Annotated in this window: 10 protein-coding genes; 5 read left to right on the top strand and 5 right to left on the bottom strand. The window is 70.7% G+C overall.

What is annotated here, in order from left to right:
* Positions 1–132: 132 nt before the first annotated feature.
* Positions 133–1,350 (bottom strand): Ig-like domain-containing protein, encoded by a 1,218-nt coding sequence (locus tag AB5J50_RS34695; RefSeq protein WP_369262368.1) that lies wholly within the window; start codon positions 1,348–1,350, stop codon positions 133–135.
* Positions 1,351–1,503: 153 nt separating this feature from the next.
* Here AB5J50_RS34695 and glgX point away from each other — a divergent pair, with 153 nt between their 5' ends.
* From glgX to AB5J50_RS34680, 3 genes are all read left to right on the top strand, one after another.
* Complete coding sequence (gene glgX, locus AB5J50_RS34690) at positions 1,504–3,801, top strand: glycogen debranching protein GlgX (protein WP_369262366.1); 2,298 nt, start codon at positions 1,504–1,506, stop codon at positions 3,799–3,801.
* Between the two features lie 218 nt (positions 3,802–4,019).
* On the top strand, positions 4,020–4,121 hold the full coding sequence (locus AB5J50_RS34685; protein ID WP_369262365.1) for a putative leader peptide: 102 nt from the start codon (positions 4,020–4,022) through the stop codon (positions 4,119–4,121).
* 60 nt (positions 4,122–4,181) lie between these two features.
* Complete coding sequence (locus AB5J50_RS34680; protein ID WP_369262364.1) at positions 4,182–5,609, top strand: sulfatase; 1,428 nt, start codon at positions 4,182–4,184, stop codon at positions 5,607–5,609.
* 16 nt (positions 5,610–5,625) lie between these two features.
* Here the strand turns inward: AB5J50_RS34680 and AB5J50_RS34675 are convergent, their stop codons facing one another.
* Genes AB5J50_RS34675 through AB5J50_RS34660 form a run of 4 tightly spaced genes read right to left on the bottom strand, consistent with a single transcriptional unit; the run spans position 5,626 to position 9,203 of the window.
* Positions 5,626–6,282, bottom strand: coding sequence for a response regulator (locus AB5J50_RS34675; RefSeq protein ID WP_369262362.1), 657 nt, complete (start codon positions 6,280–6,282; stop codon positions 5,626–5,628).
* Positions 6,272–7,543 carry a sensor histidine kinase gene (locus AB5J50_RS34670; protein ID WP_369262361.1) on the bottom strand — a complete coding sequence of 424 codons (1,272 nt, stop codon included), beginning with the start codon at positions 7,541–7,543 and terminating at the stop codon, positions 6,272–6,274. The genes AB5J50_RS34675 and AB5J50_RS34670 overlap by 11 nt, the downstream gene beginning before the upstream one ends.
* Before the next feature lie 26 nt (positions 7,544–7,569).
* Positions 7,570–8,304 (bottom strand): ABC transporter permease, encoded by a 735-nt coding sequence (locus AB5J50_RS34665; protein WP_369262359.1) that lies wholly within the window; start codon positions 8,302–8,304, stop codon positions 7,570–7,572.
* Positions 8,301–9,203: an ABC transporter ATP-binding protein gene (locus AB5J50_RS34660; protein ID WP_369262357.1), complete on the bottom strand. Its 903-nt coding sequence runs from the start codon at positions 9,201–9,203 to the stop codon at positions 8,301–8,303. Before AB5J50_RS34660 ends, AB5J50_RS34665 begins: the two co-directional genes overlap by 4 nt.
* A 182-nt stretch (positions 9,204–9,385) precedes the next feature.
* On the opposite strand from AB5J50_RS34660, the gene AB5J50_RS34655 reads away from it, so the two are divergent.
* Positions 9,386–11,194 carry an ABC transporter ATP-binding protein gene (locus tag AB5J50_RS34655; protein ID WP_369262355.1) on the top strand — a complete coding sequence of 603 codons (1,809 nt, stop codon included), beginning with the start codon at positions 9,386–9,388 and terminating at the stop codon, positions 11,192–11,194.
* Positions 11,191–13,071 carry an ABC transporter ATP-binding protein gene (locus tag AB5J50_RS34650; protein WP_369262353.1) on the top strand — a complete coding sequence of 627 codons (1,881 nt, stop codon included), beginning with the start codon at positions 11,191–11,193 and terminating at the stop codon, positions 13,069–13,071. The genes AB5J50_RS34655 and AB5J50_RS34650 overlap by 4 nt, the downstream gene beginning before the upstream one ends.
* Positions 13,072–13,089 lie beyond the last annotated feature (18 nt).

Here is a 13,089-nt window from a genome sequence, read left to right as displayed (position 1 = left end):
TCCCACGCGCGTATCGCGCTAATTAATCACACGACCTGGAGCGATGGCTCCCCGGGAATGTCACTGTTCAGTCCCAACTTCGGCCGTACGGGGTGCCACTGGAGCACATCATGCGCGTACCCCTATGTCGGGCTACTTCACCGTGCCACCCGCTTTCCACTGCTTCCAGCGCATGTTCCATCCTCCGAGCCCGTTGTCGGGAGCGACCTCTTTGTCCTTGCTGTTGACGACCTCGATGACGTCCCCGACGAGGCTGCGGTCGAAGAACCAGCCCGCCGGGGTGTCCGAGCTGCCGCCCTTCACGTCCCTCAGCCCCACACAGCCGTGGCTGACATTGGTGTTGCCGAAGGCGTCCGGCGCCCAGTAGTTGCCGTGCAGGAAGGTCCCGGAGTCGGTGAGCCGCATCGCGTGGGGGACGTCCGGGATGTTGTACTCGCCGCCGAAACCGACCGTGCGGCTGTTCATCCGCGTCATCTCCAGCATCTCCATGACGACCATTTTCCCGTTGTACGTCGTCCTCTTGGGAGCGCCCGCCGTGATCGGCACCGTGGCGAGAAGGTCACCGTCGCGGCGTACCTCCATGGTGTGCTCGGCGGCGTCGACGAGCGAGACCTGGCTGCGTCCGACGGTGAACGAGAAGGTCTTGGACTGGAGTCCGTACACACCCGGTGCCGCCTCGACGTCGCGCAGTCGCAGTCCGACCGTGACCTTCGTCCCCGGTTTCCAGTAGTTCCGCGGGCGGAAGTCGAGGCGGTCCTTGCCGAACCAGTGCGGCCGGATCTCGACGGCGGGCTTCGCTGTCACCTGGATGGCGCGCTCGACGGCGGCCCGGTTCTCGATCTCCCGGTTGAATTCGAGCGAGACGATCATTCCGGTGCCGACGGTGGACCGGTTCTCCGGAGTGACGTATCCGATGAACCGCTCGCCGGGGACGGCCGTCGTGAACGTCGTGTGCCGTGCCGAGCGCCGCCCGTGCTCGTCGAGAGCCACCACGTCGACGGTGTACTTGGCCGCCAGGGCGAGCCGCGGATCGTCGGGTTTCCAGGTCAGGCCGTCGTCGGTGATGTGCCCGGGCACCCGTGAATCCTGCGCGTCCTGGGACTTGACGACCTTCACGGATTCCAGCCGCCCACTGGGCACCCGCACCTTGAGCGGCTCGTCGGGGCGTACGCCCTTGCTGTCGTCGCCCGGCCAGACGCGGATGGCGTCCTCGGGCGACTGTGGTTTGCCGAACACCTCGTCGATCGGGTCCGAGGTGCAGCCGGACGCTCCGGCCAGCAGGCCGGCCCAGGTCAGTACGGCGGCCAGCGCGGCCCCTGCGCGCCGCGCGCGCGTCTGTACGTGCTTCACGTCGGGCCCAACGACTGTGCCCCTCTGGGGAAACGTGAGTGCGAGGCACGCTCTGGGCAGAACAGTGGGGAGGACGACGCGATGGGGAGCCGCGGCCGGGACGCCGCACGCCCCTTTTTCGGGTCGTTCCATGAGCCGCGGGAGGCTGAACCGGTGTCGAGCGCACCCGAGCAGGAGGCAGTCCAGGAAGGGCGTGCCGTGGGCGGCGGGCTGCCCGCGCAGTCGGCCGCTCCCGCGCTGAACGGCGCCCGGGCGCCGCACGACGACACCGGGGCCCGGCGGCCGGCGGCGCCCGCCGTGTCCGTGTGGCCGGGCGCCCCGACCCCGCTCGGTTCGCGCTTCCGCGTCGGCCCCGACGGCGTCGCGGGCACCAACTTCGCCCTCTGGGCGGGCGGCGCGGAAGCCGTGGACCTGTGTCTCTTCGACGAGCGGGACGGTGAGATCCACGAGACCCGCGTACCGCTCACCGAACTCACCCATGAGATCTGGCACGGCTTCGTCCCCGACGTACTGCCCGGCCGCCGTTACGGCTACCGCGTGCACGGCCGCTGGGACCCGTGGACCGGCGCCCGCTGGAACCCGGCGAAGCTGCTCCTCGACCCGTACGCCCGCGCCGTCGACGGTGACTTCAGCCTGCCGCCCGAGGTGTACGGGCACGTCCGGGACTGGCCCCAGCAGCAGGTCGCCGACACCGTGCGCGACGACCGGGACTCGGCGCCGTACGTCCCCAAGGGTGTCGTCGTCCACGATGACGACGACTGGTCGGACGACCACCGCCCCAAGACCCCGTGGGCGGACTCGGTGATCTACGAACTGCATGTGCGGGGGTTCACCCGACTGCATCCGGGCATTCCGGAGGAGTTGCGGGGCACGTACGCCGGGCTGGCGCATCCGGCCGCGATCGAGCACCTGGTGAAGCTCGGCGTGACCGCCGTGGAACTGCTGCCGGTGCACCAGTTCGCGCACGAGGACCATCTGCTGCGGCGGGGGCTGAAGAACTACTGGGGCTACAACTCGATCGGCTACTTCGCGCCGCACGCGGGATACGCCGCGTCCGGGACGACCGGGCAGCAGGTCGGCGAGTTCAAGCGGATGGTGCGCGCGCTGCACGCCGCGGGGATCGAGGTCATCCTCGACGTGGTCTACAACCACACCGCGGAGGCGGGCGAGTTGGGACCGATGCTGTCGCTGCGCGGCATCGACAACCGGGGGTACTACCGGCTGCAGTCGGACGCCCGGCGATACGCGGACTACACAGGGTGCGGGAACACCTTGCACGTGGTGCAGCCGCATGTGCTGCGGCTGATCACGGACTCGCTGCGGTACTGGGTGACGGAGATGGGGGTGGACGGTTTCCGCTTCGATCTCGCCGCGGCGCTCGCCCGCTCCATGCACGACGTCGACATGCTGTCGCCGTTCCTCGCCGTCATCGCCCAGGATCCGGTGCTGCGTCGGGTGAAGCTGATCGCGGAGCCCTGGGACGTGGGATCCGGGGGATATCAGGTGGGGTCCTTCCCCCCGCTGTGGACGGAGTGGAACGACCGGTACCGGAACGCCGTACGGGATTTCTGGCGGGGCGCGCTGCCGGACGTACGGGATCTGGGGTACCGGCTGTCGGGGTCGAGCGACCTCTACGCCTGGGGCGGTCGCCGGCCGTACGCCTCGGTGAATTTCGTGACCGCGCATGACGGTTTCACACTGCGGGATCTCGTGTCGTACGAGCGCAAGCACAACGAGGCGAACGGGGAAGGGAACCGGGACGGTTCCGACGACAACCGGGCGTGGAACTGCGGGGCGGAGGGGGAGACGGGCGACGAGCGCGTACGAGGGCTGCGGCGCCGGCAGTTGAGGAATCTGCTGACGACGCTGCTGCTGTCCACCGGGGTGCCGATGCTGGTCGCCGGGGACGAGTTCGGGCGGACTCAGCGCGGCAACAACAACGCGTACTGCCAGGACAACGAGATCAGCTGGGTCGACTGGTCGCATCTCGACGATCCCGGGTGGCGGGCGCTGTTCGAGCTGACGTCCCGGCTGATCGCTCTGCGGCATGAGCATCCCGTGCTGCGGCGCCGTGCCTTCTTCTCCGGGCGGGCCCATTCGGCCGACGGGTTGCGGGACTTGGCGTGGTTCACCGCTCGGGGCACGGAGATGACGGAGCGGGACTGGTACGCGCCCGCCGCGACGCTGGGCATGTATCTGTCCGGGCGGGACATTCCCGGGCGGGACGCCCGTGGGGTGCCCGTCGTGGACGACAGCTTCCTCGCCGTGCTGCACGGCGGGGATCGGCCGGTGAGTTTCGTTCTTCCGGGGATGCCTTGGGCCGAGCGGTACGAGGTGGTTGTCGATACGTCCCGGGAGGAGCAGGGGGAGGCTCCGGGGGTGGTGCACCGGGCGGGGGCGGCGGTTACCGTGCCGGCGCGGGCTGTGCTGCTGCTCCGGGTGGTGGGGTAGGGAGTGTGAGCCGGCTGCGGGTGGGTGGGGGCTGGTCCAAAAGATTACGCAGTTCCCCGCGCCCCTTTTAGGGGCGCGGGGAACTGCGCAATCTTTTAGGGGGGTCTGGGGGCGCAGCCCCCAGGGATGGGACGGGTAGGGGCGGCGGGGGCGAGGTGGCCCGGCGTCCACACCATGGACGGTGGCTTGACCTGCGGGGCTTCTCGCTGGCAGCGTCCATGGTCATGAGGCCCTCCGCTGATCACCCGTGCGCGCTCGTCGCGCTCGTGGAGCGGCGCCACGTCGACCTGTGCCGGCAGTCCAGCGCCATCTGTCGCTGACCGAGCCCGCAGGCTCCTCGCGCCCCCTCTCACTCCCTCTTCCTTCTCCGAGGATCCCTCATGTCCGAAATATCCCGTCGGGCTTTCGGTGGGCTGGTTGGTGGCGGTGCCGTGACCGCCGTCGCCGGCACGGCCACCACCGCCGAAGCCACCACCGCCGAAGCCGCCCCCACCGAGCGCCCGTTCCAGGCCCGTACCGCCTCCCCCGCGTCCGCCCGGCGCCCCAACCTCCTGGTCATCCTGGGTGACGACCTCGGCTGGGCCGACCTCTCCTCGTACGGCGCACCGCACATCAGGACGCCGAACCTGGACCGGCTGGCGCGCCAGGGGGTGCGGTTCACCGACGCGTACTCCGGGTCCGCCACCTGCTCGCCGACCCGGTTCAGCCTGTACACCGGCCGCTATCCGGGCCGTACGAAGGGCGGGCTCGCCGAGCCCATCGCGAACAGGACCCAGGGTCTGGACCCGAACCACCCCACGCTCGCCTCACTGCTGAAGAAGGCGGGCTACTCGACCGCGCTGATCGGCAAGTGGCACTGCGGCTGGCTGCCGGACTACAGCCCCACGAAGTCGGGTTGGGACGAGTTCTTCGGCAACCACGGGGGCGTGCTGGAGTACTTCTCCAAGCTCGGTCAGCTCGGCGACTACGACCTCTACGAGGGGGACGCGACCTACAAGGACCTGCGCTACTACACCGAGGTCCTGACCGAGCGTGCCGTGGAGTACGTCGGCCGGAAGCACGACAAGCCGTGGCTGCTCAACCTCAACTTCACCACCCCGCACTGGCCTTGGCTCAGCGAGGACGACGCCGAGACCGGTGCCGGGATCGCCGCGAAGATCCGGGCCGCCGGGAGTCAGGCCGAGGTCACCGCCGCGCTCCTGCACAACGACGGCGGCTCGGTGGAGAAGTACACGCAGATGGTGGAGAGCCTGGACGCCGCCGTCGGTGAGGTGCTCACCGCCCTGCGCCGCTCCGGGCAGGAGGAGAACACCGTGGTGTTCTTCGCCAGCGACAACGGCGGTGAGCGCTTCTCGTACCTGTGGCCGCTCAGCGGTGAGAAGGCCTCGCTGCTGGAGGGCGGCATCCGGGTGCCGGCCATCGTGCGCTGGCCGGACCGGATCGACGGTCACCAGGTCAGTCACGAGCCCAACTTCTCGCCCGACTGGACCGCGACCCTGCTGGAGCTGGGCGGCGCCCGGCCCGACCCGGCGTATCCGCTGGACGGCACCAGCCTCGCGGGCTATCTGCTGCGGGGCGAGAAGCTGCCGGAGCGGGAGCTGTTCTGGCGGGTGCGGGCCAACCGGGCGCTGCGGCGCGGGGACTGGAAGTACTACCAGGACGCGAACGGCAAGGACCATCTCTACGACCTCGCCCGCGACGCCCGTGAACAGGCCGATCTCGCGCCGGACCGGCCGGAGCTGCTCGCCGAGCTGAAGGCGGCCTGGGAGAAGACCGCGGGCGGGCTGCTGCCCTACCCGGCCGCGTAACCGGCCGGTCGCGCGGTCAGCCGAGGATCCCCCGGTCGTACGCCACCGCCACCGCCGCCGCGCGGTCCTTCACGCCCAACTTGGCGTACAGGTGCGTGAGGTGGGTCTTCACCGTGGCCTCGCTGATGAACAGGACGCGGGCGATCTCACGGTTCGACGTCCCCTTGGCGACCAGGGCCAGCACTTCGCGCTCGCGCGCGGAGAGCGGCTCGTTGCCGGGAGCCTGGGGGCTGCGGACCGCGGAGACCAGGCGGGAGGCGACGGCGGGAGACAGCACCGTACGGCCTTCCGCCGCCGCGCGGACGGCGGTGAAGAGTTCGTCGCGCGGGGCGTCCTTCAACAGATATCCGGTCGCGCCCGCCTCGATCGCGGGGAGGGTGTCCGAGTCGGTGTCGTAGGTCGTCAGGACCAGTACCTTCGCACGGGCCGAGCGGCGGGTCAGCCGGGCGATGGCCTCGACTCCGCCGCCGCCGGGCATGCGCAGGTCCATCAGGATCACGTCCGGGTCGAGGGCGGCGGCCCGTTCCACGGCCTCGATGCCGTTGGAGGCCTCGCCCAGGACCCGGAATCCGGGCGCGGACTCGAACATGCCGCGCAGGCCGTCCCGTACGACGGGGTGGTCGTCGACGATCAGCAGGGTGATCGCCTTGTGTGCGGTCGCGTCATCGGTCATCGCGGACCAACGGTACGCGAGCCGAGACCGCCGTGCCGTGACCCGGCTCGGCCTCGATCGTGAGGGTGCCGGCGATGCGTTCGGCGCGGGCGCGCATGCCGTCGAGGCCGAAGCCGCCTGTGCGGGTGCGTTCGGGGAGGGCGTCCGGGTCGAAGCCGCGGCCGTCGTCGCGGATGTCGAGGATGACCTCGTCGCCCAGGAAGGAGAGGGTGACACCGAGGCGGGTGGCCCGGGCGTGCCGGGCGGCGTTCGACAGGGCCTCCTGGACGATCCTGAGGAGGGTCGCCGCGAGCTCCTCGTGGAGCTGCTCGGCGGTGCCGGTGACGGTGAACTCGGCGCGTATGCCCGTCCGTTCGGCCCATTCGGCGACCGTCTTCTTCAGCGCCTCCGGCAGGCCGTCGTCGGCCAGCGCGACGGGAGCGAGGTTGTGCACCGAGCGGCGGGCCTCGCCGAGGCTGTGGCGGGCGAGGGCGGAGGCGCGTTCGAGGTGGGTGCGGGCGATGGTCAAGTCGGGTGCGCTCGCCACGACTTGGAGCTGGGCGATGATTCCGGTCAGGCCCTGGGCGATCGTGTCGTGGATTTCGGCGGCAAGACGGCGGCGCTCGTCGGCGACCCCGGCTTCCCGTGCCTGGACGAGGAGTTGGGCGTGGAGGGCGGCGTTCTCGTCGAGGGCCTGCTGCAGGGCGGCGTTGGTGCGTTCGAGTTCGGCGATGGTCTCGGTGCGCTCGCGGGAGCGCTGTGTCTCCTGCGTGGTGAGATGGGCGACCGCCATCTGCAGGCCGGAGTTGGCGACCAGGAGCGCGGCGAAGAGAACCCACTGGAGCGCGCTCCCGAACGGCATCCCGCCGGCCTGCGCACCGGCCACGATGACCGCGCTGGCGAGCAGTCCGATCCGCTGCCGCACCACGCCCGGGATCAGTTCGTCGGCGTCCATGTAGCCGGAGGCGGCGTAGAACGCGAAGAACGGGTCGATCCAGGTGAGGGCGAAGGCGAGGGCCCAGCGGACAACGTAGTACACCGTGCCCGCCCGCGACGGGGTCCGGCCGCGGCCCGGACGCCGGGAGCGGGTGCCGTGCCACCACAGCTGGAGGACGAGCGCGGCACCAGCCAGGGCCCAGCCGGTGTACCACTCGGCGGTGGAGTAGTCGAACAGACCGGAGGAGGCGAGCGCGAGGACGACACTGATACCGAGCAGCCCGTACGGCCCCCACGTGTGCAGCTGCTCCCAGCGCCGATCGATCTGCCGGTCCCTGGTGGTCATCTCCCCAGTCTGCACGGCCGCCTCCCCTACTCCCAGCGGAACCAGCGCGAGGCGCCGGCCGTCAGCAGCACGGTCCAGGCCACCAGCACGCCCAGGTGCGCCCAGCCGGGCCAGTGCCCGGCCGCCGCCCGGTTCAGGGCCTCGGCGGCGGCGCCGAACGGCGTGTAGCCGACGATCCGCGCCATGACGTCCGGCATGGACTGCACCGGGATCCACACCCCCGCGCAGAACATCATCGGGAAGAACACGGCCGACCCGATGGCGCCCGCGATCTTCGTCGTCCGGGACAGCGCGGAGACCACCGCGCCCAGCGCGAGCGCGGCCAGGATCGCGAGGAGCAGGGCGAGGAGATAGCCGTACGGCTGCTCGGGCAGTCGTACGTCGAAGGCGAGGCGGCCGACGATCAGCGCACACAGGGCGGAGGCCAGGGCAGCCGTGCCGTAGACCAGCATCTGGGCGGCGAGCAGGGCGGACGGGCGGACCGGGGTGGTGGACATGCGGCGCAGGATGCCGCGCTCGCGGTAGCCGGTGAGGTTCTGCGGCATCGACTGGAGCGCGCCGACGATCATGCCGAGCAGCACGGTCACCGGGACGTACACGTCGACCGTGCGCAGGCCGCCCAGGTCGGCGTCGTGCTGGCGGAAGCCCGGGATGGAACCCAGGATCACCAGGAGCAGGGTGGGGAACGCCAGGATCCAGAAGAGGGCGCCCGGTTCACGGCGGAAGAGGCGCAACTCGGTGCGCAGGACGGCGGTGTTCATGCGGTGACCTCCGTCAGGTCCAGGAACGCGTCGTCCAGCGTGGCGTCGGACACGCGGAGTTGGTGGGCCGTGATGTGGTTGCGGGCGAGCAGCGTGATGACCGCGTTGACGGTCTCGTCGGTGCCGGAGAGTGTGATCCGGCCGTCCTTGTGCTCGACCGACGCGAGCGCGGGCAGCGCGTTCAGGTCACCCTCGTCCAGCGGGGCGGAGGGCGTGAAGCTGATGACGGTGGAGCCTGCTGAACGGCGGATCAGCCCTGCCGGGGTGTCCAGGGCGGCCACCCGGCCCTTGTCGATCACGGCGATCCGGTCGCACAGGCGCTGCGCCTCCTCCATGAAGTGCGTGACGAGCAGGACGGTGACCCCGCTCGCCCGGACGTCCTCGATGAGCTGCCAGGTGTCGCGGCGGGCGCGCGGGTCGAGTCCGGTGGTCAGTTCGTCGAGGACGACGACGCGGGGGTTGCCGATGAGGGCGAGCGCGATGAACAAGCGCTGTTTCTGACCGCCGGAGAGCTTCGCGAAGCGCGTGGTGAGCCTGGCGGTCAGGCCGAGGCGTTCGGCGAGGGGCTGCCAGTCGGCGGGGTTCGGGTAGAAGGCGGCGTACAGCTCCAGTGCCTCGCGGACGGTGAGCTTGGCCTGGAGCTCGCTCTCCTGGAGCTGGGCGCCGAGGACGCGGGCGACCTGCTCGTGGTCGGCGACGGGGTCGAGGCCGGAGACCCGGACGCGGCCCGCGTCGGGGACGCGCAGGCCCTCGACGCATTCGACGGTGGTGGTCTTGCCGGCGCCGTTCGGGCCGAGGATCCCGAAGATCTCGCCCTCCTCGACGGCGAAGGAGACACCGTCGACGACGGCCCGGCCGCCGTAGGACTTGCGTAGTCCGCTGACTTCGATGACTGACATGCTCCGAGGGTCCCGGGGAGGCGGCGGGCGGCACATCGGCCATCGCGCTCGAAGCGGCATCAGCCGATCGGTTGATGCCGCGGTACGACCTGCTGATCGACCTGCAATGAGATCGTTGAACGATTCAGGACCGGCCAAAACTCGGTGGGCACTGTCAGTGGTGAACCGTAGGCTCGCCGATGATGCCCACAACAGATGCAGTGACCAAGGATCGTGTCGACCGTTCGACCGTACGCAGCCTGTTGCGCCTGTGGCCGTATGTGCGGCCGGTGCGGGTGCGGCTGTTCGGCGCGGCCTTGGTCGCGGTGGTCGCCTCCTGTACGGGCCTGGTGTTCCCGCTCGTCCTGAAGTGGATGGTGGACGGTCCGGTGGCCGGCCACGATCCGGCGGGCGTCTGGCTCGGGGCGCTGTATCTGCTGCTGCTCGGGCTGGCCGAGGCAGGGCTGTTCGGGCTGCGGCGGTGGCTGGTGGCGCGGCCGCTGGCGGGGGTCGAGGCGGCGATGCGGGCGGATCTGTACCGGCATCTGCAGCGCCTCCCGGTCGCCTTCCACGACCGCTGGGCCTCCGGTCAGCTGCTGTCCCGGGGCACCACGGACCTGATGCTGGTGCGCATGTTCCTGGCGTTCCCGCTGACCTTCCTGCTGGTCAACTCCGTGACGATCCTGGTGGGCGTGGCCATCATGCTGGCCCAGGAGTGGACGCTCGGGCTGGTGCTGCTCGCTCCCGCCGTCCCCGTCATGATCGTCTGCTGGCTCTTCGAGCGGCGCTACTCGGAGGTGGCCCGGCGCTCCCAGGACCAGGTCGGTGATCTGACGACGGTCGTCGAGGAGAGCGTGCTCGGCATCCGTATCATCAAGGGCTTCGGCCGCCATCGCAGCCAGGCCCGCGCCTTCCGCGAGCTGTCCGGGACCCTGCGCGGCACGGAACTCGTCAAGGCCCGTCTCCTCGCCTCCATCTGGGCCGTCATCGTCACCCTGCCCGAACTCGCCATCGGCGCCGCCCTCGTCCTCGGCACGGTCCAGGTCGCCGACGGCCACCTCTCCGCCGGCACGCTGGTGGCCTTCCTCTCGACGGCCCTCGCGCTGCGCTGGCCCGTCGACTCCATCGGCTTCCTCCTCGCGATGAGCCAGGAGGCGGGGACGGCGACGGAACGGTATTTCGAGGTGATGGACGCGGCTCCTGAGGCGGAGACCGCTGGGTCCGGCGCTATTGCTGTGCCGGGCGCCGATGCGAAGAAGTCCAGGGACGACGGGCTTCGGTTCCACAGCGTCCGGTTCCGCTATCCAGATGCCCCGAAGGACACCGCCCCCGTCCTGGACCGCATAGACCTCCACATCCGCCCCGGCGAAAGCATGGCCCTCGTAGGCGCGACCGGCACGGGCAAAACCACCCTGACCGCGCTCGTCCCCCGCCTCCACGAGGTGACATCGGGCCGCATCACCCTGGACGGCGAGGACATCACCCAGATGTCCAGAGACACGCTGCGCGAACTCGTCGCCGTGGCCTTCGAGGAGCCCACCCTCTTCTCGGCGACGGTCGGCGAGAACGTCCTCATGGGCGCCGAAGACACCGCGGGCGAGGCCGAGTTGGACCGCGCCCTCGCCGTCGCACAGGCGGACTTCGCGCACGCGCTGCCGCAGGGCACCGCGACACAGGTCGGGGAGCAGGGCCTCAGCCTGTCGGGCGGGCAGCGCCAGCGTCTCGCGCTGGCGAGGGCGGTGGTCGGCCGCCCCCGCTTCCTCGTGCTCGACGACCCGCTGTCGGCCCTGGACGTGCACACGGAGGCCGCGGTCGAGGCCGCCCTGCGCCGGGTGCTCGCGGAGACGACCGCCCTGATCGTGGCGCACCGCCCGTCCACGGTCCTGCTCGCCGACCGCGTGGCCCTGCTCTCCGGCGGCCGCATCGCCGCGGTCGGCACCCACCACGAACTGCTGCGCACGAACGCCGAGTACGCCCATCTGATGTCGGGTGCAGAGGAGGACGACCGATGACGGCGGCGCCCACGACCACCGCGCCGAACAAGGAGCCGGACAGGGAACCGGACAAGGACCGGCCGGGCCGGGAACCCGAGCGGTACACGGACCCTTTCGACCGCGACACGCTCCCCACTCCCCCGGGCGCGACCGCCGCGCTGCTGCGCTCCCTGCTCGCCCCGCTCAGGGCCCGGGTGGTCGTGACCACCGTCCTGCTGCTCCTCCAGCAGGCCGCGGTGCAGGCGGGCCCGCTGCTCGTGGCGTACGCCCTCGACCGCGCCGTACCGGCGTTCCGGCACGACGACCACGGCCCGCTCATCGTGGTGGGCGTCGGGTATCTGCTGTGTTCGCTGGTCTCCGGCGGACTCCAGTACGCCTTCATCATCGCCTCGGCCCGCGTCAACCAGGACGTGCTGCTCGATCTGCGCGGCCGGATCTTCCGCCATGCGCAGGCGCTGAGCATCGACTTCCATGAGCGGTACACCTCAGGCCGGCTGATCTCCCGCTCCACGACGGACGTCGAGTCATTGCGCGAGCTGCTCAGCGAGGGTCTGCAGGAGCTCGTCACGGTCATCCTGTCGTTCGTCTACATCTCGGCGATGCTGCTCTGGCTGGACCTGGGCCTCGGTGCGGTGGCGGTGGTGTCCTTCGTGCCGCTGTATCTGCTCATCCGCCTCTACCAGCGCCGCGCGGGCCGTATCTTCGCCCGGCGGTCGACCGCGATCGCCGCCGTGATCGTGAAGTTCGCGGAGACGATGAACGGTATCCGCCCGGTGCGCGCGTTCCGCCGTGAGGCCGCCAACGACGCGGACTTCCGGGTGCTCAACCAGCGCCACGAGAAGACGAACGGCGACGCGCTGCTGGAGATGGCCCGCTATGTCGTCGGCTCCCGCCTGGTCGCCAACACGGCGGTCGCGGGGATCGTGCTGTGGGGCGCGTACCGGGTGGCCTCGGGGTCGCTGGCGCTGGGTGTGCTGGCCGCCGCGGTGCTCTATCTGCGCCGTCTGTACGACCCGATCGACCGGCTCGGTATGTTCCTCAACTCGTACCAGTCCGCGGCGGCTTCGCTGGAGAAGATCGCGGGCCTGCTGGCCCAGACGCCGTCCGTGCCGGAGCCGTCCGCGCCGAAGCAGCTGCCCGCTCTCGCGTCGGAGCACCCCGGCCGCGAGGTCGTCTTCGACGACGTCCGCTTCGCGTACCGCACCGGCGGCGAGATCCTCCCCGCCTTCTCGCTCACGCTCCCCGCCGGGCAGACGGTGGCCGTGGTCGGCTCGACGGGCGCGGGCAAGTCGACGCTGGCCAAGCTGCTGGCCCGCTTCTACGACCCCTCGGACGGCCGGGTCCTCCTCGACGGCGTGGATCTGCGCGATCTCTCCGTGCCGGAACTGCGGCGCGGTGTGGTGATGGTGACCCAGGAGGCGTTCCTGTTCTCCGGCACGGTCGCCGAGAACATCGCGATCGGCCGCCCCGACGCGTCCCGCGAGGAGATCCAGCAGGCGGCGAAGGCGATCGGCGCCCATGACTTCATCAGCGCCCTGCCCGACGGCTACGACACGGACGTACGCAAACGGGGTGGCCGTATCTCGGCGGGCCAGCGCCAACTGGTGGCGTTCGCGAGGGCGTTGCTCGCCGACCCGGCGGTCCTCATCCTCGACGAGGCGACCAGTTCCCTGGACATCCCCGGCGAGCGGGCCGTCCAGCGGGCGATGTCGACGGTTCTGCGCGGCCGTACGGCGGTGGTCATCGCGCACCGGCTGTCGACGGTGGAGATCGCCGACCGGGTGCTGGTGATGGAGCACGGCCGGATCGTCGAGGACGGCACACCCGACGAACTCGTCGCGGGTACCGGCAGGTTCGCGGATCTGCACCGGGCGTGGCGCGACAGCCTCGTATAGCGGCGGACAGAGGCGAGA

It is taken from the genome of Streptomyces sp. R35, assembly GCF_041053035.1.
Taxonomy (GTDB): Bacteria; Actinomycetota; Actinomycetes; order Streptomycetales; family Streptomycetaceae; genus Streptomyces; species Streptomyces lutosisoli.
The sequence above is the reverse complement of the archived record's forward strand: the minus strand, read 5'-3'. Positions and strand labels throughout refer to the sequence as shown.